The sequence below is a fragment of the Ruminococcus bicirculans (ex Wegman et al. 2014) genome (assembly GCF_000723465.1).
Taxonomy (GTDB): Bacteria; Bacillota; Clostridia; order Oscillospirales; family Ruminococcaceae; genus Hominimerdicola; species Hominimerdicola aceti.
In genome coordinates this window covers 478,498-501,505 of sequence record NZ_HF545616.1, presented here as the reverse complement: position 1 = coordinate 501,505, position 23,008 = coordinate 478,498, and the positions used below count along the sequence as shown (strand labels likewise).

General features: G+C 44.8%; 17 protein-coding genes. 4 read left to right on the top strand and 13 right to left on the bottom strand.

Features of this window, described 5'->3' with window-relative positions; all coding sequences use genetic code 11:
- Positions 1–12: 12 nt before the first annotated feature.
- The 12 genes from tsaB to rny form a co-directional block, all read right to left on the bottom strand.
- Positions 13–702 (bottom strand): tRNA (adenosine(37)-N6)-threonylcarbamoyltransferase complex dimerization subunit type 1 TsaB, encoded by a 690-nt coding sequence (gene tsaB / locus RBI_RS02220; RefSeq protein WP_038670703.1) that lies wholly within the window; start codon positions 700–702, stop codon positions 13–15.
- Positions 683–1,138 carry a tRNA (adenosine(37)-N6)-threonylcarbamoyltransferase complex ATPase subunit type 1 TsaE gene (tsaE, locus tag RBI_RS02215; protein ID WP_038670701.1) on the bottom strand — a complete coding sequence of 152 codons (456 nt, stop codon included), beginning with the start codon at positions 1,136–1,138 and terminating at the stop codon, positions 683–685. The genes tsaB and tsaE overlap by 20 nt, the downstream gene beginning before the upstream one ends.
- Before the next feature lie 4 nt (positions 1,139–1,142).
- Positions 1,143–1,940: a hypothetical protein gene (locus tag RBI_RS02210; RefSeq protein WP_038670699.1), complete on the bottom strand. Its 798-nt coding sequence runs from the start codon at positions 1,938–1,940 to the stop codon at positions 1,143–1,145.
- On the bottom strand, positions 1,940–3,118 hold the full coding sequence (locus RBI_RS02205; protein WP_051706311.1) for a DUF3810 domain-containing protein: 1,179 nt from the start codon (positions 3,116–3,118) through the stop codon (positions 1,940–1,942). Before RBI_RS02205 ends, RBI_RS02210 begins: the two co-directional genes overlap by 1 nt.
- A 303-nt stretch (positions 3,119–3,421) precedes the next feature.
- Positions 3,422–5,092, bottom strand: coding sequence for a formate--tetrahydrofolate ligase (locus RBI_RS02200; protein ID WP_038670698.1), 1,671 nt, complete (start codon positions 5,090–5,092; stop codon positions 3,422–3,424).
- Positions 5,093–5,297: 205 nt separating this feature from the next.
- Positions 5,298–6,773, bottom strand: coding sequence for an SPFH domain-containing protein (locus RBI_RS02195; protein ID WP_038670696.1), 1,476 nt, complete (start codon positions 6,771–6,773; stop codon positions 5,298–5,300).
- Between the two features lie 55 nt (positions 6,774–6,828).
- A complete protein-coding gene (locus RBI_RS02190) occupies positions 6,829–7,548 on the bottom strand; it encodes a zinc ribbon domain-containing protein (RefSeq protein WP_038670694.1) in 720 nt (239 codons plus the stop codon).
- A 17-nt stretch (positions 7,549–7,565) separates the two neighbouring features.
- Positions 7,566–8,666 carry a hypothetical protein gene (locus tag RBI_RS02185; protein WP_038670692.1) on the bottom strand — a complete coding sequence of 367 codons (1,101 nt, stop codon included), beginning with the start codon at positions 8,664–8,666 and terminating at the stop codon, positions 7,566–7,568.
- Positions 8,667–8,681: 15 nt separating this feature from the next.
- Positions 8,682–8,966 carry a hypothetical protein gene (locus RBI_RS02180; protein WP_038670690.1) on the bottom strand — a complete coding sequence of 95 codons (285 nt, stop codon included), beginning with the start codon at positions 8,964–8,966 and terminating at the stop codon, positions 8,682–8,684.
- A 209-nt stretch (positions 8,967–9,175) separates the two neighbouring features.
- Positions 9,176–10,045 (bottom strand): prohibitin family protein, encoded by an 870-nt coding sequence (locus RBI_RS02175; RefSeq protein WP_051706308.1) that lies wholly within the window; start codon positions 10,043–10,045, stop codon positions 9,176–9,178.
- 410 nt (positions 10,046–10,455) lie between these two features.
- Positions 10,456–11,955, bottom strand: a complete 1,500-nt coding sequence (locus RBI_RS02170) for an O-antigen ligase family protein (RefSeq protein WP_038670688.1) — start codon at positions 11,953–11,955, stop codon at positions 10,456–10,458.
- Positions 11,956–12,294: 339 nt separating this feature from the next.
- Entirely contained in the window at positions 12,295–13,860 is a 1,566-nt protein-coding gene (gene rny / locus RBI_RS02165) for a ribonuclease Y (protein ID WP_038670686.1), read from the bottom strand.
- 614 nt (positions 13,861–14,474) lie between these two features.
- On the opposite strand from rny, the gene RBI_RS02160 reads away from it, so the two are divergent.
- The 3 genes from RBI_RS02160 to putP all read left to right on the top strand — a co-directional run bounded on the left by RBI_RS02160 (position 14,475) and on the right by putP (position 18,583).
- Positions 14,475–14,831 carry a hypothetical protein gene (locus RBI_RS02160; protein WP_051706305.1) on the top strand — a complete coding sequence of 119 codons (357 nt, stop codon included), beginning with the start codon at positions 14,475–14,477 and terminating at the stop codon, positions 14,829–14,831.
- A gap of 132 nt (positions 14,832–14,963) precedes the next feature.
- A complete protein-coding gene (thrS, locus tag RBI_RS02155; RefSeq protein ID WP_038670684.1) occupies positions 14,964–16,910 on the top strand; it encodes a threonine--tRNA ligase in 1,947 nt (648 codons plus the stop codon).
- A gap of 122 nt (positions 16,911–17,032) precedes the next feature.
- On the top strand, positions 17,033–18,583 hold the full coding sequence (putP, locus tag RBI_RS02150; protein WP_038670682.1) for a sodium/proline symporter PutP: 1,551 nt from the start codon (positions 17,033–17,035) through the stop codon (positions 18,581–18,583).
- A gap of 50 nt (positions 18,584–18,633) precedes the next feature.
- On the opposite strand, the gene RBI_RS02145 is transcribed toward putP, so the two are convergent.
- Positions 18,634–20,151 (bottom strand): glycoside hydrolase family 43 protein, encoded by a 1,518-nt coding sequence (locus RBI_RS02145; RefSeq protein WP_038670680.1) that lies wholly within the window; start codon positions 20,149–20,151, stop codon positions 18,634–18,636.
- Between the two features lie 493 nt (positions 20,152–20,644).
- Here RBI_RS02145 and RBI_RS02140 point away from each other — a divergent pair, with 493 nt between their 5' ends.
- On the top strand, positions 20,645–22,801 hold the full coding sequence (locus RBI_RS02140; protein WP_038670679.1) for an Ig-like domain-containing protein: 2,157 nt from the start codon (positions 20,645–20,647) through the stop codon (positions 22,799–22,801).
- Positions 22,802–23,008 lie beyond the last annotated feature (207 nt).

Here is a 23,008-nt window from a genome sequence, read left to right as displayed (position 1 = left end):
ATTAATTTCCTCCTATTTATCCCTATGTGCCTTATCCTTTTCCGCCTTTGTAGCCTGCAAATATGATACCTCCAGCCTGTCCGCCGAAACCATTATCTCAGGCTGAGCCTCCACCGCAAGACACAGTGACGAAGCCCTCTGCAGCCTGTTCACATAGCTTGCAAGCTGAACATTTTCGTTGTCAGCGAAATATTTCGCCTTTATCTCTGCTGCACAGTCACCCACAAGCATTGTCTTTTCAGAAAACTCTCCCGAAAAAACTTCCTCCTCAGGGCAAACTCTGTCAGCGGATATCCTCGTGACAACGCCGTTTTTGCACTGAAACTCACCTGCATAAACTATCTTAGGCCTTGCCCTCATAACAGAAATTATCCTGCCCTCAAAACCTATGCAGTTGTAAGCCAGCGAAAGCAGAGTGGAAACTCCTGCGCTTTTTAAACTCTCACAGCCAAAGCACATTCCCTTTACAGCCGCCACGCCTATTCTAAGTCCCGTGTAAGACCCCGGACCCTTTGCAATAGCCGCACAATCAAGGTCAGCGTAAGTAAGCCCTGTTTCCTCAAGAGCCTGCTTCACCATAGGCAATATCACCTGCGAGTGAGTGAGCTTTGTGTATACAGACTTCTCCCAAAGAAGCTTCTCTCCGTCCGTCACCGCCACCGAAGCGACCTTTCCGCTTGTGTCAATAGCTAATATCTTCAAATCTATCATCTCCCTCAGGTGCAGTTATGCTTATCTCCCTGCTGTCCTCGTCAATGCGCTGAATATCTATCCTCAAAGCGTCCTCAGGAAGCTCCTCAGCAATATTCTCCGACCATTCCACCGCAAGCACAGTGTCTTCGTCCATGTAGTCAAAAAAGCCTGTAGTTTCCAGATCGTCCGCCGAATTTATGCGGTACATATCAAAGTGTACAAGGCTGAGCCTGTCCCCTCGGTATTCGTTCACCAGTGCGAACGTGGGCGAAGTCACCTCGTCACCAAGTCCCATGCCAATGGAGATCCCCCTGGTAATAGTAGTCTTTCCTGCACCAAGACCACCGCTGTAAGCGATAAGATCGCCGCCTTTCAGCCGTCTGCCTATCTCCTCACCCAAAGCGATAGTTTCCGCCGCAGATGATGTTTTGTATACCTTTGTCAACCTATCACCTCATTTGACCGTCATCTTCCGTGTAGCCCACAATAAAAAGGCTGTTTTTATTCATAAGCTGATAAATGCTCTCCACCTCTGTCTTGTCCGCCGCTGAGTTGTAGCAGTTGTAAACATACAGCCTGCCCTCTTCTTTAACAGCGAAAACCGTGTGAATACCACTGAAAATATTCAACCCGATATGGTAAGAAACTATCACAGGCTTGCCCTCTTCAACAGCCGCCTGAGCCTCATCAGCCTTATAAAATCTCTTGTATCCCACTCCCATTGCCTTAAAAAGTCCGCTTATTTTCCTAGGATTAGACCCCAGTGAACCGTCCGCCGCAATAAGAGCATTCTTTTCAAAATCATAAGCAAGCTTTGCCATGTCAGGCTCAAAGCCCTCGTATGTGAGATAATTATAAGCCGCAATGACCTCACAGCCTACCCCTGCGAACCTGGTTTCGCCAAGCATCAAATCGCACACAGGGGGATTTTCCTGCCCGTATTTCACAAAGCCCTCTATCTTTATGCCCTTGTTGTGAGCATAATTTTCCGCAGCCCTGCCGCTGTCAGTTTCCTTATAAGTGTCCTCAAAAAGCCGCCACCTCATATCGTCCTCCGAGCTGTCGCCCTGAATACCGCTCTCATCACCGACCTGCGAGCTTTCGTCAACTTCCATGCTGTCACTATCCACCGCAGAGCTTTCCGCAGTAGTGGTAAAAGCCGAATCATTGAGCCTTTCACTGTCCGCCTTGTTTCCGCATGAACTGAGCATTATCCCGAGAAACAGAATGACCGCAAGAATTTTCATCACAGCTCACCCTTGTCCTTGAAGTAGTTTAGCATAAGATCCACCATTCTGCCATAGGACTGCTTGCCGTCCTCAACGCCGTTGAGCTTCAGAGATTTTTCCATTGCCTTGTCAGATATCTCCCCCACTGCCTCGCTGTCGAAAACAGTGTCCTTAGCCTCGTCAACGCTCCGCCAGTAGTCCCAGTTGGCTTCCATATCAGCCCACACCTCATCGCAGATAGAGCTGTCAAATTCTATCTTCTTATCGTCAGAAGCGTAGTCAAAAATCTTGTTTCTAACCTCGCCAAGCGCCGCCAGATAGCCCGAATAGCGGTAATCAGCATTGTCCGATCTGTCGCACGCCATAAAGGCGATAAAGTTCGCCTCGTCCTCCTGAATGTAGCCTTTCGTATGAGCAAGCTCATGACAAATGGTGTCAGGAAGCTTCGCCTTATACATATCCTGATTGTAGTTAGCCTCCATAGAGAACGGGAAATAGATGCCCATAAGGTTCATTTGGCTCATAAAGAACGAGCATTTTATAGCTTTCGGAGTGACATAGAACCCACCAAGGTTCTTAAACTCACTGCCCAGCCCACGCATGGCCTCCTGAGCCGTCTTGTCAAGGTCAGCGGTCAGCACGAATTTTCCCTCGCTGTCACGCTCCACCTCTTTGCTAAGCGCATTTATCTCCGTAACAAGCTTGTTGCCAAGTGCTTCAAGCTCCGTCCTGGTGTGCTGTTCAGTGGGTATGCCATTAAGCTCTGCAAAGCTTGAACAATGATAAATAACAAAGCAGTTAAAGGTCTGCACCGTCACCACAAAAGTGACTATCCACATATAAACAAGCCCGAAAATTTTCGCAGTTTTCTTTCTCTTGCCTTTTCTGACTATCACAAGCACCAGCATAGCCACCAGCGAAAGCGGAATACCAAAAACCGCCACCGCAATAAGCAGTTCCCCGAAGGAAAACGGCAACAGCGAAGTGAGCCTGCCATATGTATTTTCCCAAATTGGAAAAACGTGAGCCGTATACCAATCGCAGAACGCCGTACTTTTCCAGGCGATCACGTTCAGCACCACGCTGACTGCCACAAGGCAAACGCAGGCAATGACCTGCCAAGAGAGATGTTTTTTCTTGCCGTTCTCAGGCATTTTCACACTTTCCGCACTCTTTTTCACCGCTGTATCTGTCACTGCCGCTCACCTCGGTTCATGTATTTTACTCTGCTATCTCAACGCGCCTGTTTACCCGACTTATTATCTGCTTACCTACAAATTATCTTATCGCACAAATCGTGTAGGGGCGAACAGCGTTCGCTCGTCTTGGTCGCCTACATGGTTTGTATAAATTCAAACCTCGTCGCTCCCAAAAACGGGACGTCGAGGGCGCCGTCCCCTACATTTGCCACGCCGCAATATCGCTCCGCTCGGTATTTACTCTATCAAAGTGACTTGTTCGGTCGGCTATGCCAATTCCTCACTCCTCACTTAAACGGCTTAGAACAATCCGTAGATATTGCCCTCATTATCGCAATCAATATTATAAGCCGCAGGCTTCTTAGGCAGACCAGGCATTGTCATAATATCGCCCGTATAAGCTACCACAAATCCTGCACCGGCTGAAAGCCTTACATCTCTTACTGTTATCTCATAATTCTCAGGCTTGCCAAGCTTTGTCGGGTCGTCAGACAGTGAATACTGCGTCTTAGCCACGCAAACAGGGATATCCCCGAATCCAAGGTCAGTGATCTCCTTTATAGCCTTTTCAGCCTGCTTTGTATAGATCACGCCGTTTGCACGGTATATCTCTTTCGCAAGTATATCAAGCTTATCCTTGATAGGGAGCTTCTCGTCATAAAGTGGCTTGAACTCAGAAGGCTTTGTTTCGATAGTCTTGCAAACCTTTTCCGCAAGGTCGATACCGCCCTCAGAGCCTTTTGCAAATATCTCAGCCAGTGAGAACTCAACACCCATTTCACCGCAAACTTTCTCGATAACATCCAGCTCAGCCTCAGTATCAGTATGGAATCTATTTATAGCCACCACTACAGGCACACCGAACTTGTGCATATTCTCAATATGAGTTTTCAGGTTTACGATACCCTTTTCGAGAGCCTCAACATTTTCGTTAGTAAGCTCAGTTTTCGGAACACCGCCATTGTATTTCAATGCCCTTACAGTAGCCACCAGAACTACGCAACTTGGTTTAAGACCAGCGTATCTGCACTTGATATCAAAGAATTTCTCAGCGCCAAGGTCAGAGCCGAAGCCAGCCTCAGTGATAGTGTAGTCAGCAAGCTTCAAAGCAAGCTTTGTGGCTCTTACTGAGTTACAGCCGTGAGCGATATTAGCGAATGGACCGCCATGGATAAGCGCAGGATTGTTCTCAAGCGTCTGAACAAGGTTAGGCTTCAAAGCGTCTTTCAGCAAAGCAGTCATAGCACCGCAACCGCCTATATCCTTAGCATAAACAGGCTTTCCGTCAGTTGTGTAAGCAACGAGTATCTTCTCAATTCTAGCCTTAAGGTCAGCCAGATCGGAAGCGAGGCAAAGAATAGCCATTATCTCAGAAGCGACAGTTATCTGGAAAGAATCCTCTCTAGGAATACCATTTACCTTTGAGCCAAGACCGATAACGATATCTCTCAGCGCTCTGTCATTCATGTCAAGGCAGCGCTTGAAAAGTATCCTTCTCTGGTCAATGTGAAGCTCATTTCCCTGCTGCATATGGTTGTCGATAAGGGCGCAGAGCAGGTTGTTAGCCGCAGTTATAGCGTGCATATCTCCTGTGAAGTGCAAATTGATGTCTTCCATAGGAACGACCTGAGCGTATCCACCACCAGCTGCACCGCCCTTGATACCAAAAACAGGGCCAAGTGAAGGCTCTCTCAGAGCGAGCATAGCTTTCTTGCCTATCTTGTTCATAGACTCAGCCAATCCAACGGAAATAGTGGTCTTGCCCTCTCCTGCAGGCGTAGGGTTTATAGCGGTAACAAGAATAAGCTTACCATCTGGATCATTTTTAGTTTTAGCATAAAGCGACTCAGAAAGCTTAGCCTTGTAGTGACCATAAGGCTCATATTCATCTTCTGAGATGCCGAGCTTAGCAGCGACCTCCCCAATTTTGAGCATTTTCGCCTGCTTTGCGATTTCGATATCTGACAGCATTTAGATCAAGTCCTTTCGGAAAAATTTTTAGTATATCGGTAAAGACCCATATATAATATCATACGCTACATATTATATCACATATCCGTGATGATTTCAATATTTCATATGTAAACAAACTATATAAACCAACACATTTCCGAACATCGCCCCACAAAAATAGCCGCCCCGCATTCCGCAGGACGGCTCAAAATAACTATAAGAATTATTTCTGAATATCGTTATCGTTAAATGGATCTCCACATTCCGGGCAGAACTTAGGAGGATTTTTCGGATCTTCAGGCTCCCAGCCGCACTTGTCACACTTGTAAAGCGGCTCTGATGCAGGCTTTGGCTTTCCGCACTCAGCGCAGAACTTGCCCTTGTTCACTGCTCCGCATGAGCAAGTCCAGCCTACTGGCTGCTCAGGCTTTGGTGAACCGCAGTTTGCACAGAACTTTCCTGTGTTCTCTGTGCCGCATGAACACTTCCAGCTGTCTGCTGCCGGCTTTGGCTCAGGCTTAGGCTGTCCGCAGTTAGCACAGAATTTTCCTGTGTTTTTTGTTCCGCAAGCACAAGTCCAGCCGTTCTCAGGTGCAGCCTGTGTTGGTGCAGCCTGTGTTGGTGCAGCCGCTGGTGCTGCCTGCTGTGGAGCTGCCTGTGCAGCCTGCTGATTCATCATGTTCTGCTGCATCTGCTGCTGATACATTGTTGCGTCCATTGGCTGACCCATCATGCCGCCTGCCATGCCCATGCCCATAAAGCCTGCCATAACACCGTTTGCGTTGCTTGCCGCTGCCTCTCTTGCCTTGTTGATAGACATTCTGTCCATAGCATAGAGCATTGAAGGATCACTTCCAACAGTTTTTGCCTCCTGGAATTTTGCGATTCTCTGCTTTGACTCTTCATCCACGTTCAGCTCAATAGCAAGGCTTGTTATCTTAACACCCTTTGTAGCCCACTTTTCTTCAAGCTCTGCATTCATTGCTTCAGCAAGCTCATCAGGATAAAGACCAAGCTGATCGTATGGTATTTTCTGAGCGGATATCCTTGTAAGAGCCTTCTGGAACTTAGGTGTCATGTCAGCCTTAAGCTGGCCGAGAACTGCCACGCCGTCAGGGCTGTCAACAGTAAGTACCTTATTTACGTTCTGAACAACGTTCTCATAGAAGTTCATAGGGTTTACGATCTGAAGTTCATACTGACCATGACCCTGTGCGTTAAGAGTGAGGTTCATTTCGCCGTCTCTGAAAGGTATCTTGCCGAAGCCTATCTTGTTTCCAGGCAGAGGTCTGAGGTTTATGTAGATAAGACGCATGGTGTTCATAGCCTGACCACCTGCTGTAAATCTTCTGCCTATCTCCTTGATAGAAGCGCCAAGGTCACCCCAGCCGCCGCCAAGAAGTGACGGAGATACAGTTGAATCATACTTATACTGACCTGCTGTTTCCTGTGTACCGATAACAAAATCGTGTACTCTGCCGTTCTCGATAAGCAAAGCCGCCTGATTTACCGCAACGTCAAAGCGTGAACCGTTTGAGATAACGCCCTCTGTGCCGTTGTTCACAGTCTTTCCTCTCTTAACAAGAGTAGCCGGCTGGCAGAGTATCTTAGTTGACATATCCTCACATCTGAAGTACTCTACTACCTGATCGGCAAATGTTGAGCCGACTGCTGATGTAAACATCTTAATAAGTCCCATAGTTAAATTCCTTTCGTTGTCTGTATTATTTCACCCCAAGGGGTTTTAAACTTGTCTATCTCAGCATGGATATCCTGCTGACTTTCCATGTGCGCTCTACAGAGCTGTGTATCTCAGAACCGCAGTAAGGACAAACTGAGCCTGCGGTGTCCACAGGTGCTCCGCAGAACTGACATATAAGGCTGGCGTTTTCGCCCTCTATCCCCATTGAAAGATAGTATGAATAATCCGCCTCATAAATGTGCTGTGCCTTTATCCCGTTGAGCTTGTATTCAAGAGATACCTGAAACTTTGCCGTTGCAGCGTCATGATCTCTATGATAAGACGCCACCTGCGACTTGTGGATATGTATATCGTCATAATGCTTTGGCGTAACCGTTGACAAGTTGTCTTTTGCCATCGTGGCTGCTCTCTGCTTGAACGCTTCGGTACAGTATTCAAGCTGATTCTCGCTTGCTTCTCCGTTTATAACAAGAAAATATTTCATCACAGTGTTTTCCACTATGCTCTTTGCTATATTTTCATCATAGTCAGGAAAATCTCTCTTTATGTTGTTCACCACATTAGGGTCAACATAAGTAAACTGCATGGCGTTGTTCTGTCTTTCCTCAGTTGCGTCATTTATGGTCCTTAGCAGGTCGTTGGCACGGCTCAGTTGTCTGCCAATGGCGTTCGATACCGCTTTTTTCACAGAATATATCACTGCTATACCACCGCCTATAGCGACCGCTATAACTATTATTTTTATTATAAGTGCCGTTGATATTTCAGGCATTTAGCTGATACCCCCTACTAGAATATTCCCATTATCTGAAGTATAGCTCCGATAATATATCCGCCCACGCCACCAAGAAGCGAGTAAGCCACAAGCTTTCCCTTGCTTATAGGCAGGTTTCCGATAAATTTACCTGTCTGACCATTCATTGCAAAGAAATAAGGCTTATCCTGATAGGTTGTATACAAAAGCCATGTTGGAAGCATAGCATATTTAACGTCCTTTATCTCGGTGTGCTTTTCATATGACTGAACGTTTACGCTGTTGTAGTTACAAGTATTTCTAAGTTCGTCACGAGTTGTGTTCTCGATACGTTCTTTAGCCCTAGGCAGGCACTTATCCTTATCCTCGTCATATCTTTCTGCAAGATATCCCGAAAGATAACCCGGGTTGAACGCTGTCATTTCCGAGTAATCAAAAGGCTCGATAGAGTCCATAGCGTCATCGTCAGTCTTTGAAGAAGCATCCACAGGAACAGCTTTGAAATTGAGATTTCCGTTTCTGTAAACTGAATAATACTTTTTCTCTGTGTATCTGTAATTTCCCGAAGTCCATGTTCTTGTGTTTATACCCTCTGCAGTAATAGAGCCTTCGCAGTTTCCTGAATAGAGCCAAAACGGGATATAAACACCCTGCATCTTGTCCACTACCCTATCGCAGTTGAAATCTTTCGGTGTAAGAGGCTTCTTGCTGAATTTTTGGAAAGTGTCCATTACCTGATTTTTCGGCACTTTAAAAGGTATAACATAGTCAGGGGAGAAATTGTCTATTATCTGCTCTCCCATTATTACCGCATTTCCGCAGTAAACGCAAACTGTTGCTGCAGTTGAGCGGTCGGTGATTATCTCCGCTCCGCAGTGTGAGCAGGTATACTTTACAAGGTCATTTCCTACAGTTCCGTCATTTGACATACTGTATTCGTCCTTATCGACCTCTTCATGCTTTTCAACGTTATCCTTGTTGAGTTCCTCCGCCTTTTTAGCGTCACCGCCTGCTTCTTCAAGGTCTTTTAAAGTAAACTGTCCGTCGCAGTATTCACATGCCCAGCAGTTTTTGTCAGCACTCCAGAAAAGCTCCGCTCCGCAGTTAGGGCATTTATAAGAAATATTAACAGCCATTTTCCGTACCCCCTATCAATCGTCTTTTATCTTAGTCTTATCAGTGGTTGTACGCAGATAGGTGTCGTTACGCCCATTGAGTTTAAGATTACTCTTTATGTATTTATCTGCCTTGGTAGCTTTCTGTTTTGTGCGGCTCATTGAAACAAGCACAAAGCCTGTTATAAGTCCTCCCGGTATAGCAAAGCACATATTTGTTCCCACGCTCACACTGCTGTCGGCATATGCCATGACAGGGGTGAAAAACAAATTGCAGGAAATAAGTGCAAAGCCTAATGTGCGGTATAGCTTTTTCAACATTTTTTCTCCTCCCAACTCCATATTTTACAGCCTTATGCCATAAAAGTAAAATATGTTCACATATATTTATGATAACAGAAAACGCTTTTTATGTCAAGAAATATGTCATAATACGTTAAAGAAACGTTCTTTTTTGTTCATTTAAACATATTTTTATACCCCTCATTGGTGTTTTTAACGATTGACAGCCGTTCTGTCAGGAATCAGCGTTATTCAGCGGTTTTCTGCTCGTCAAGGTCAAGAGATATCAGAGGGTTTGCGTCATTGGCCACCTTAGGCAGAACGCCGTCCCACTTATCGATGGTCTGATACTTTATAAGCTCGTTTGAAAGAGATTCAGAGATAGTTTTGTTGGCTTCTGCCTGAGCTTCAGCCTTGGTCTTTATGGAAGTTGCCTCAGCGTCTGCGGCAATAACCTTTTTCTTAGCCTCCGCCTCAGCTACAACTATAGCCTGCTCCTGCTCGGTCTTTGTTTTCAAAAGATTCTGCTCTGCTACCTGCTTTGCCTCTATGGCTTCATTAAATTCAGATGAGAAATCAAAATTCACAATGTTGAATTTCTCTATCTCGATACCGTATTCATCCACCTTTGAAACGAGCTGTGCCTTTATTTCCTCGCCCACCTGCGCTCTGTCAGTGATAAGCTGTTCAGCCGTATATTTTGCACATACCGACTTCATACATTCCTGCACTGTTGGCATAAGGATAACGTTCTCGTAATCTGAGCCGATATTCTTGAAAATGCTTGCAGAAGAAGCCGACTTTATTCGGAAGTTCACCGCTATGGTAGAGTTCACAGTCTGCAAGTCCTTTGAAACTGCGTCAGCGTCAGCCTGATAAACTTGTATCTTGTTTGACACTGTTGTTACACGCTGTGCAAAAGGCACTTTCAGATGCAGTCCCTCGTTGAGTGCAGTGTCTGATACCTTGCCGAAGGTCGTCACAACGCCCGTACAGCCTGCCGGAACTATGGATACGGAGGATACGACCACTATTATAGCCGCAACTGCCGCCGCACAAATGCCAACGATCTTTCCTGTTTTTCTTGTTGAAATGTCAATGACCTTTTCTTTGCTCATGATTTTTTCCTTTCGTATAAAACAAAGTCTTTCGACTTGCCGTCTAACCAAAGGCTTTCTGTCCTTTGGTTTAATATGATTATATCATAAGCCTTACAAATTAGCAAAGTCCGACAAAGTTCGGGGAAGTCAGCGGAAGTCAGCAGTGAACAGATTTTTTGATTTAGCTCGCTGTATCTCTTGCAATCTCACCTATTCTCGTTCGTTCAAATCCGCTCGTTATTTATGGGCAAAAAAAATTCGGCACAGGTCTATAGCCATATTTCAATATATGTAAAAGCTAATATGTTTATATCATTGCCTGCAAAAAAAGGCATAAAAAATCGGACTCATTTTACTGCGTCCGATTTTTTTATCAATGTATTGATGAAAGAGCGGGCGACCCAAGGCCACCCCTACAGATAGGTTTGTTAGCTCTTTTTCTTTGCACTGGATTTTACCGCTGTGAAACTCCACACAAGTCCAGCCGCGATCCAGAAGTATGGTGATGATGTAACAGAACTTATGTTGAAAAACGCCTGTACCAGATAGCAAAGAACTGCCGCTGATACTGCACAGCCTGTCCAGCCGTTTTTGTCTTTCATAAAGCCTGCTACGAGCTTGCACATTTTTACTATAGTCATAATAAGGAATACTATTGTAAGTGCGAAAATGATGAGTCCTCTTGACTGCAAAAGGTCGATATACTCATTATAAGAGCGGTCTATTATAGCACCTGACTCGAATATCGTTCCCCAGTTGTCTGGACCGGTTCCCCAGATAAGGTTTTGCTCGGCAGTATACATTCCGTCGTCCCACAGATAAGGATATATCCACTGTTCGGTATCATCGCCTCTGCCGGTGCCTGTGATAGAAAGTCTGTCGAAGCTGTCATGGAAGATTATTTTCTCGTCCATAAGTCTGAACTCGTTTGAGGCGAAAAGTCCCGCAAAGATCCCTCCTGCGACTATAAAAGTCACAAGGCAGGCTATAAAAGGCTTCTTATCCTTTGCAAAGCCCGACTTTACAGCGGCAATAATAAGAGATATAACATAAACCGCACCAAGTCCCAAGATAGCAGGGACAACACAGGCGAGGATATCAGCCGCTGTCATAAGGGCAAGGGAGATAGCATAGAATATCTTTCTTGCCTTTTTATCATCATAGAGCATACCATTAAGCGCAAAGGCAGATATCACTGTAAGCACTGCCGCCAATGCAAAAGGCGTACACAAAAAGCCTGTTGCGATATATTCCTTTGTATAGGTCATACCGCCTGATGAGAAGCCCGAGAATATCTCTTTGAAATAGTTTGGAACTATTTTTGCGGTAGCAGGTATAGCCTGCAAAATTCCCACGATAGCTTCAAATGCGCCTATTCCTACGATAAAGTCTGAAAGCTTTATCCTGCGGTCGTCAGCCGTAACTGTCATTCCTGCGGCAAAAAGTCCCCAATAGCCAAGTATGGTGAGCATACCCTCGGAGCGGTCGAGATAGCCATAAAAAGATGTGAAGATATCCGCTGAAAGCAAGCAAGATACCACCGACAGAAGCACCACTACAAGTGGTACGATAAGGCTCTTGTTGTCTTTAAGCTCCACCTGCTTTTTCATGTTGGCAATAAGGAAAATGATAAATCCAACAAAGCCGACCGCAAGCACAGCGGCAGATATAAAGAATATAAATTTTTCGTTTAGATAAAGAGTACGGTTGACGCTTTCGTCCATACCGTATTTGATATTCTGTGTGAAATAATACGGAATTGTGATAACACACAGAACAAGCACAGCGATAATGCTGTAAACTCCGCACAGCTTTTGTGCAGACTCGGCAGACATATTCAGAATAAAATCCGACTTTTCCGAACTGCCGAAAAGGTGCTTTTTACCCTGATTGGTAGTGACCTCTTTTTTCTCTTTTGCTTTTGACATATAAAAATCCCCCAAAAAGCATAGATATTTTATTGTTTTATGTAGGGGCGAAATGTTCGCCCGAAATTGGTTTGACCTTTGTTTTTTTACACTTTGCATATCACATTGAAAATAGTACTCTAAAATCACAGTGATATGACCGAAACGGGCGAACGCTGTTCGCCCCTACAAGAATATTAAATTATAAACAAAGAAATGATAATTGAAAATTAAAAATACATCGCCGCAGGCGATACCTTAATTCCTCATTCCTCATTCCTCACTCCTCACTTAAAGCGAAGCGGTGCGGGGAAATAAAAAAGCAGGCAAACCCTAAAGTCTGCCCGCTGTTTACACAATTTACTTTGCGTATTCGATAGCTCTGCTCTCACGGATAAGATTGACCTTGATCTGTCCCGGATAATCCATTTCAGTTTCGATCCTCTTAGCGATCTCACGAGCAACGAGCACCATTTTTTCATCGTTGATCTTCTCAGGCTGTACCATGATACGAACCTCACGGCCTGCCTGTATAGCAAAGGATTTCTCAACACCCTCGTAGGACGTGCAGATCTCCTCAAGCTTCTGGAGCCTCTTGATATAGTTCTCATAGTTCTCGCTTCTTGCTCCCGGTCTAGCGGCGCTTATTGCGTCTGCCGCCTGAACAAGTGCCGCAACAACAGTTCTTGTTTCAACGTCGCCATGGTGAGCCTCGATAGCATGAATAACTTCAGGACTTTCCTTATACTTCTTACATACGTCAACACCTATCTGAACGTGCGAGCCTTCTATCTCATAGCTGAGAGCCTTTCCTATATCGTGGAGCAGTCCTGCTCTTCTTGCCAGATTTGCGTCAACGCCAAGCTCTGACGCCATCATTCCTGCAAGGTGAGCGACTTCAATAGAGTGGTTAAGCACGTTCTGTCTATAGCTCGTTCTATAGCGCAGACGGCCAAGAAGCTTAACAAGCTCGTGGTTCACACCGTGAACATTGGTTTCGAGAATAGCTCTCTCGCCCTCCTGCTTGATCTTCAGCTCGACTTCACGCTTAGCCTTTTCTACCATTTCCTCAATGCGTGTAGGGTGTATACGTCCGTCCTGGATAAGCTTTTCAAGTGCGATCCTTGCGACCTCTCTTCTCACCTGATCAAAGCACGAGATGGTGATAGCCTCAGGAGTATCGTCAATGATAAGATCAACGCCTGTGAGAGTTTCGATAGTTCTGATATTTCTTCCCTCACGTCCGATTATCCTGCCCTTCATCTCATCATTAGGCAATGCAACGACTGACACTGCTGACTCAGACACCTGATCGGCAGCACACCTTGAGATAGCAAGCGAGATATACTGTCTGGCCTTAGCCTCACAGTCATCCTTCACCTGATTTTCAAAGTTTGTGACCCTCACAGCCTTTTCATGCACCAGATCCTCGTCCAGCTTTGAAAGCAGATAATCCTTAGCCTGATCAACAGTGAACTGAGATATCTTTTCAAGCATATCGAGCTGTGACTTCTTGATCCTGTCAGCCTCAGCTACCTTTTCGTCAGCATTTTTCAGCTTGTTCTGGAGAGTTTCTTCCTTTTTCTCCAAATTATCGAGCTTTCTGTCGATAGACTCCTCTTTCTGCTGAACACGTCTTTCCTGTCTGGAAACTTCGATCCTTCTCTCTTTAAGCTCTTTTTCCGTTTCCTGGCGTGACTTGTGGATCTCGTCTTTCGCCTCGATCAATGCCTCTTTTTTCAGAGTTTCAGCGTTTTTCTTTGCGTCGTCAACGATACGCTCCGCTTCCTTTTCCGCAGAGCCTACAGCAGCTTCGGCTGTTTTTTTGCGATAGCTTATACCCTGTTTGAAGCAGATAAATCCGCTCACACCGGCACCAAGAACAAGAGCAACTACACATAGTAGAATAGCAATACCTGGTTCCATGTATAGCTTTCCTCCTTCTTAGAAAGTATGGATATCCATATTTTGTGCGTAAAAAAACGCATGAAAAAAAGATATCCACCTGATATTAAATTGTAAAGATACAAAATTGCAAAATTTATTTTATAAAAAACATCAGAATAATACAAAAAACTATACTTCATCTTTCAGTTATATAAAAATTATAATGCATAATATTATTGTATAATAAAACTTCTCTGTTGTCAAGAATTTTTTTAGTTAAATCCACAAAATTATATATTTTCTAACAAACCCCTTGACAAGCGGGTGAAGAGGTGTTAAAATGTTAGTCGAAGCAAAAGATAAAGTCTTTTGCAGTTATACTTGAAAGCTTTGACGGGGAAGCCCCTCGGCGAAAGGTCTTTTCAGAGAGCGCCGCACGTTTTTTATACGAGCTGTGAGCGGTGCAGGACTATGCAGAGTGAGGATACCGCCCCTGAGTGCGTTTAATACACGCCGCAGGCTCAGCGTTAAAGGAGCAGCTAATGAGTTGTGCAGGAAACTGCGCATGAAGTTGGGTGGAACCACGATATCATCGTCCCATAGGATATTTGTATCCTATGGGACTTTTTGTCATGTAAGAGGGTGATGATACTATGAAAGACAGGAAAGCCATGAAAACAAGGCGTATCCTTGCGATCATTTGCTATACCATTGGGTTTTGCGCTTATGGTGCAGCAGGATATGTTTGCTGGTTATCATGGAACGGGACTATATCCGACAAGCAAGGGTTTCTCACCTTTCTGCCCATATGGATAGTATCATACTGGTTCAACACATTTTTCTCTCAGCTTGTTTGCAGGGTGAAAAAAGACGGCTCCAGGCAATGGGCTATCAAAAAAAGGGCAAGGCACGTTTTGAGCGACATTTCAACGGTGCTTAGCGTAGTGCTTCTTTGCTTCTGGATATATGTGTATGTTTCGCAGTATACTGAACTGCTGAACTTCAAATAATATGCCTGTAGGGGCGACCTCAGTTTGCCCACAAAAAAAGCGTGTGATATTTGACGCATTACAAAAGAAACAACGTGTTTATGCACGTTATAATAAAGAATTACAATATTATATAAATCGGAGGAATCAAAAATGATCAAGCTGAAATTAAAAGACGGCTCTGTCCGTGAGATCGAAAAGGCAATGCCTGCAAGCGAGATAATCAAGGATATCGGCATGGGACTTTACAAGGCTGCCTGCTGCGTAAAGCTGGACGGCGAAGTTTTCGACATGAGAACTGTCGTTGACCATGACTGCCATTTTGAGGTCATGACTTTTGACTCAAAGGCTGGTAAGGAAACTTTCTGGCACACAGCTTCTCACCTTATGGCGCAGGCTGTAAAAAGTCTTTATCCTGAGGCAAAGCTTGCAAGAGGCCCTGCTACAGACACAGGCTTCTACTATGATTTTGAGGTAGAAAAGCCTTTTACGCCTGCTGACCTTGAAAAGATACAGGCTGAAATGAAGAAGCTTGCAAAAGAGGGCTATGCTTTGGAGCGTTTTGAGCTTTCTGCTGACGAGGCTATAAAGCTCATGGAGGAAAGACACGAAGATTACAAGGTAGAGCTTATCCACAAGCATGACGATAAGGGTGAAAAGCTTTCATTCTACAAGCAGGGTGATTTCGTTGACCTTTGCGCAGGTCCGCACATAATGAGCGTTGCACCTATCAAGGCTGTTAAGCTTCTTTCATGCACAGGTGCATACTGGGGCAAGGCAGAGGACGGCAAGCAGCTTTCAAGAATTTACGGAACTGCATTCCCTAAGGCTTCAATGCTCGATGAGTTCCTTAAACAGCAGGAGGAAGCTAAGCTTCGTGACCACAACAAGATAGGCAGAGAGCTTGAATATTTCACAACTGTTGATTGTATCGGTCAGGGACTTCCTGTTATGCTTCCAAAGGGCGCAAGAGTTATCCAGCTTCTTCAGCGTTGGGTAGAAGATGTCGAGCAGGCAAAGGGCTGTCTGCTTACAAAGACTCCGCTTTTCGCAAAGAGAGATCTTTATAAGATATCAGGTCACTGGGATCACTATCTTGACGGAATGTTCATTCTTGGCGACCCTTATGATGAGGAAAAAGAGTGCTTCGCACTTCGTCCGATGACTTGCCCATTCCAGTATCAGGTATTTCTTAACAGACAGCGTTCATACAGAGAGCTTCCAATGAGATTGACAGAGACTTCTACGCTGTTCAGAAACGAGGACAGCGGTGAGATGCACGGTCTTATCAGAGTAAGACAGTTCACTATCTCTGAGGGTCACTACATTCTCAGACCTGACCAGCTGGAGGAAGAGTTCAAGGGTTGTCTTGAGCTTGCTAAGTATTTCCTTGACACTGTTGGTCTGCTTGATGACTGCACATTCAGATTCTCACAGTGGGATCCTGCTAACCCTAAGAACAAGTACGAGGGTACGGCTGAGCAGTGGGAACACGCACAGGCTGCAATGAAAACTATTCTTGACGACCTTGGCGTTGATTACGATATCGGTATCGACGAGGCTGCGTTCTATGGTCCAAAGCTTGACATTCAGTACAAGAACGTTTACGGCAAGGAAGACACGCTTGTTACTATCCAGATAGATATGCTTTTGGCTGAAAGATTTGGTATGTACTATGTTGACAAGGATGGTCAGAAGAAGCTTCCTTACATCATTCACAGAACTTCACTTGGCTGCTTTGAAAGAACACTTGCTTATATGCTTGAGCATTTCAACGGCGTTCTTCCTCTGTGGCTCGCTCCTGAGCAGGTAAGACTTCTTCCTATCAAGGAGGGTCATGCTGAATACGCTCAGAAGATAGCCGACAGAATGACTGCTATGGGCATGAGAGTTACTGTTGACAACAGAGATGAGAACATTGGTACTAAGATCAAGGCTGCAAGACTTGAGAGGATACCTTATATGCTCATCATTGGCGACAACGAAGTAAACAGCAACACTGTTACAGTTCGTTCGAGAAAAGAGGGCGAGCTTCCTGCAATGCCAGTTGACGAGCTTATCGCTAAGCTTGATGAGGAGATAAAGACTAAGGCGAAGTAATCGGCTTTGTTATACAGACGTTTTATGCGATACCGCACAGGGGGAGTTTCTCTTGTGCGGCGTTGCCGTTTATAAAATATGGGGCGGACAGGATAAAATCCGCTTCGGGAAAGAGGTAATAGATGAAATCAGATATGATCTGGACGCTTGTGGCATTTGCATTCTATTTGGCAGGAATGCTTCTCATAGGTGTTGCATATATGAAGAAAACAAAAAGCTCCGAGGACTTTTTCCTTGGTGGCAGAGGACTTAACGGCTGGGTAGCGGCACTTTCGGCTCAGGCTTCTGATATGTCAGGCTGGATGCTCATGGGTCTGCCTGGCGCTGTTTACGCATTCGGAACGGGGCAGATATGGATAGCTGTAGGTCTGCTTATCGGCACTATACTTAACTGGGCGATAGTTTCAGGCAGACTGAGAAGATACACTATAAGAGCGAACAACTCCATGACGCTTCCTAAGTATCTTGAAAACAGATTTGAGGACAAGCACAAGATAATGCTTTTGGTATCGTCGGTGGCAATCGTCATATTCTTCCTTGTTTACACAGCGTCTGCTCTTTCGGCAGGTGGAAAGCTTTTCAACTCTATATTCGGTATCGACTACAAGATATGTCTTACTATCGGTGCGGTAGTAATTTTGGGATACACTTTCATGGGTGGATTTATGGCAGTATGTGTAACGGACTTTGTTCAGGGTCTGCTCATGCTGGCAGGAGTTGTGACTATACCTATCATCGCATTTTTCCTTGTTGGAGCAGGAAATGTTATGGACAACATCACTGCAAGCGGTGTTGAGGCACATCACTATCTTAACATATTCAATGATGAAAAGGGTCAGACCCTTTCAGCCATCGACATAATCTCTAAGCTCGGCTGGGCACTTGGTTATTTCGGTATGCCGCACATTCTGGTAAGATTTATGGCTATAAGCTCTGAAAAAGAGGTAAAAAAGTCAAAAGTTATAGGCTGTGTATGGTGTGCTATATCACTTTGCTTCGCTTGCTTTATAGCTATCGTGGGCAGGGCTTATCTTGTGCCTGCACTTGCAAACAACAAGTCTGAGAATGTTTTCATCGAGATGATACAGAAGGTATTCAACTCCGATATTGGTCTGCCATTCGTCGGCGGAATTTTCCTTTGCGGAATACTTGCTGCCATAATGTCAACGGCTGATTCGCAGCTGCTTGTAACTGCCTCATCGGTATCGGAGGATATTTACCACTCATGTATTGCACCTAAGGCAGAGAGCAAGAAGGTACTGCTTGTGAGCAGGATAACGGTTCTTGCTGTAGCGGTAGTGGCATACATAATAGCACTTGACCCTAACAGCAGTATAATGGGTCTTGTTTCAAACGCATGGGCAGGTCTTGGAGCTTCGTTTGGTCCGATAATACTTATGTCCCTTTATTGGAGGAGAACAAACCTCGCAGGTGCGGCAGCAGGCGTTGCCAGCGGTGCGCTGTCGGTAATAATATGGGATTACATACCTCTTGCAGGTGGACAGACTTTAGGTGATAAGACGGGGCTTTACTCATTGGTAGTAGGTTTTGCGGTAAGTCTTATACTTATCATTATTGTGAGCCTTTGCACAAAGAAGCCGTCCGAGGAAATGCTGAAGGCATTTGATGATGTTAAGAACGGTGTGAACTGCGGTTGTGATGAAAAAGCATAACAAAGTAAAAGGTCCATGGGTACGCCCACGGACCTTTTGTATTTTATCTTTTAGCTATCATACTTTTCCTTATTTTCGCATCTGAATTCCGTAAACACCGCTTTATTGCCTTTATCCTCATATTTCTGAGCGTAAAGACCAATAACAACTCCCGTGAAATTACCTGCAAGCTCAGTAGACAAAAACTTCGTTTGAGCTCCGCCCAAGTCTATATCTCCCGAAAGCGTTTTCGCCGAGAAATTGTATGTAAAGTTGGAAGCATTACAGCAAAGCACAGCCGAGCTTTCTCCCTGTGGCAATGCTATGACATGATCCTCATGGCGAATATCGCCTATGCAAAGTCTTCGGAATAGCTCGACGCCTTTATCTGTGCGTCTTAACGCTATCTCATAATGCTGATCTGGGGTCATGTAGAACACCAATCCTGCTTCGCCCTCTGTTATCTCGACTTTGCACTCCACGTATAAATTCATTTCTTTCTGTCTTATGCAGATAAAAGCAGGCGAGCCGTCTGCCTCAAAGATCGTATGCTCGTTTGGCGTAAGCTCAAAGCGTTTTTTATCGAGCTTATAAAGGTTCATATCGGGGTTTTGCATAAAGCACCACTCACGTCCGACTTTGGTATTCTCGAAAGTGTATTCTTTCCAAAACTCCTGCCTGATATCCCCGAGTCTGTCGGTTTCAACTTCCTTGCGAGTTGTGCCATTATCTCCCATTGTGAACCAGCCGTTCTCGTCGAAAGTCACTGGTACGAGATAGACTTCTCTGCCTGTAATGTGGTGCATCACCCACATATTTATCATTCTGAACGCAAGGTGGACGCACCAGAAGTTGCCGTTTTCGTCCTCCACAAGGTCACCATGACCGCACCCTTGTATCTCGTATCCACCAAGATTTCTGTTTGTTAGAACTGGGTTGTGAGGATAATTCTCAAAAGGACCATAAGGGGTCTTACCTTTGGCATAGACTATCATATGACCGTATTCCGTGCCGCCCTCAGCCGCCATAAGGTAGTATTCGCCCTTTATTTTGTAGAGGTGTGGGCTTTCAAGGAAACGTCCGCCTGCACCTGTCCATATGGTCTTGCTTGGCGTGAGCTTTTTGCCTGTTTCGATATCTATTTCGCACTGTGTAACGCCATGGTTGCCCTCATCGTCTTCACCATTGGACATAAAGTAGGCTTTGCCATTCTCAAAATACAGTGACGGGTCGATACCGCCCTGCTGAACATAAACAGGCTCAGACCATTCACCGTGGATATCGTCAGTATAGACATAGAAGTTTCCGCCATTTGTGACGTTAGTCGTTACCATGTAAAATCTGCCGTTATTGTATCTGATAGTTGGGGCATAGATGCCGCCCCAAGAGCCTGCGCCCTCCAATGGGAGCTGACTTTTTCTTGTGAGAACATGACCTATCTGCTTCCAGTTCACAAGGTCGTCGCTTTCATATAGAGGAACGCCCGGAAAAAACTGAAAAGAGCTGCAAACAAGATAATATTTGCCCTCAGCCTTACAGATGCTAGGGTCGGGATAAAAGCCTGATATGACCGGATTTATGTACTTCATATTGTGACCTCCGTTTATATTATACAGACATTATAATCTATTTCAGATGGCTTTTCAATATCTTCTCGTGCAGGATCGGTGAATTTTTGTGCAAATGAAAAACAAATTTCACTTTACGATCTTTGCGTTTGGGTAAAGCGATCAATTGATACGGATATCTAAGTGGGATAGTAGCTTTGACGGGAGAACGATGTTCGCCCCTACAGTTTTTTGCTGGGATATATGTAAATTTAAACGTTTTTGACAGCGTGTTAAGTATAAAAGTTACAAATTGTAATTTTTGCTCCGACATTTGTTCGTATGGCATATAACAGTCTATATTTCGGGGATATATCTGAATATAGAACTTGTGTTCCCTGTGAAAACAAACAAATATTTTAGTCATTTCGGAAAAAAGCGATAAAATCTGTTGCCAAATTGTAACCTTTATGATATTATGAAGTTGATATACGAAAACGTATAAGATAATTCTGTCAGTTAGGGGGCGTTTGGAATGGAAAAGGGGCTGAAAAAAGTTTTTTCGGCTATGGGCGCAGTATTTTGTGCTGTTATGATAATCATGCTTTGTCAGGTGACAAATGCGGTGAGCTACAGCGAACAGACCGTCACTGTGGACTATGATTATCAGGTCATAGACTCTTTTGAGGGCGTTGACGCTAAATACGTTCTCGGCTATTCCGACACCGGTTATTACTGCTGTGCAGGATATGTTTCACGTTTTTATGAAGAAAAGTTCGGCGTTACAGTATACAACATAAACATGGTGGACGACAAGCCTAGCGTGTACTGCTACGGCAAAAGGGCGGAGCTTCGTGAAGTGAAAACTCCGCAGGCCGGGGACATAATGCAGGACAAGGATTACTCTCATGTTGCCATTGTAAAGGACTGTCAGGGAACTACAGCCACGCTTATCGAGCAGAACTACAAATGGACTTGGAACGACACTGTTTACACTGTGAAAAACAGAAAGGTACTTACTAACAATCACTATTTCTACAGACTTTACATAAACGGCGTTGCGCAAAGCCTTGACATCGACACGACAAGACCTGTTATCGCAAACGCAGGCTGTGAGAACATCACTGGAAAAGGCTACACTGTTAAAGCGGATATTTCTGACAACAGGGCTGTGACTTCGGTAAAGGTATCCACTTATTTTGAGGGCAACAAGGCAAAGACTATAAGCCGTGTTTACACATCGGCGGTGAACTCGCTTTCACACTCAGTAAAGGTAACTGACCTTGGTGGCAAGGACGGATATTATATCACAACCATAACGGCTACTGACGAGGCCGGGAACAGCTCTGAGCAGGTCATAAAGACTTATGTTGACACAACTGCGCCGACCATATCGGGGGCAAAAGTGGAGAACATCACAGCAAAGGGCTTTGATGTTTCTTGCAATGTGAGCGACAAGAGCGGAGTTTCAAAGGTGGTCTTCCCTGCTTACCCTACAAAAAATGGTGAAAGCGCAAAGAAATACGCAGGCGGAAAGCTTTCGGGTGGCAAGGCTTCGGCTTATGTTTCTGCTGAGGACTATTCAGTAAAAAGCGGTGAATTTACCGTTAAGATAACGGCTTATGACAAATACGGAAACAGCTCAACAAAAACTATAAAGGCTAGCATAAAGCCTGCGGCTTCGGTAACATTGGATAAGGCTTCACTGACTCTTGACAAGGGCAAAAGCAGTGTTATTTCTGCAAAAATGGGTGGCGGAAGCGGTCTGACGGACTTTGTTTCCTGGAAGTCTTCTAACAGCAAAATTGCTTCTGTGTCAAACGGAAAGGTCACTGCAAAAGGGGTTGGCAGAGCAACTATCACGGCATACACAACAGGAGGAAAAAATGTTAAATGTACCGTCACTGTAAAGGGTAAAATCAGTGACAGCAGTATTTCGGCTATAAAGACGCAAAGCTACACAGGGAAGGCGGTTTCTCCTGCGCCTGCAGTGACATATGGTGGCAAAAAGCTTGTAAAGAACACTGACTACACTGTGAGCTACTCAAAGAACACAGCCATAGGTCAGGCATGCGTAAAAATAACAGGCAAAGGCTTATACAAAGGCACAAAAACTGTGAACTTCAACATTCGTCCTGCCACAGTGACGAATCTAAAAGTTTCTTCCACCGGTGAAAAGAGCGTTAAGCTTTCTTGGAAAAAGGTTACGGGTGCTGACAGCTACGCTATATACAGATATGACAACACAAGCAAGAAATGGCAGAGGATAAAAACTGTAAAGGCTGTGAGCTTCACTGACAGCGGACTTGCTCGTGCAAAGGGGTACAGCTACAAGGTAAAGGCTGTGAAAAAATCTGGCGGAAAAGAATACATTTCGGCTAGCTACTCAAAGTCTGTAGAGGCTGTCACAAAGCCTGCAAAGGCTTCATGCACGGCTAAATCAGCAGGCAGCGGCAGCATTGAGGTATCATGGAAAGCTGTTGGGGGTGCAAGTGGATATGAGATATACTCTTCTTCAAATGGCAGTGATTATGTGAAGTCGGCAAAGGTGGGTGGCTCTAAAAAGAGTGCTATCGTATCAGGATTTGAGCCTTACTCACTTAGAATGGTAAAGATAAGGGCTTACAAAACTGTGAACGGAAAGACTTCTTACGGGGCTTTTTCGCAGGCGGTTATGGTTATTGTTAGGTAGGCTGGATACAGAAACATATGATATAAAATAAGCAAGCGATAGGTGATATGCGGGCGACCAAAGGTCGCCCCTACGATATATGGCGAAATTACACAAGTTTTTTGCGATCTTACAAATGGTAACGTTCCGAAATCGGGACGTCGAGGGCGCCGTCCCCTACAATGCTTGAACTATCGGTCGCCACTAAGATACATGACTGGTACGCTA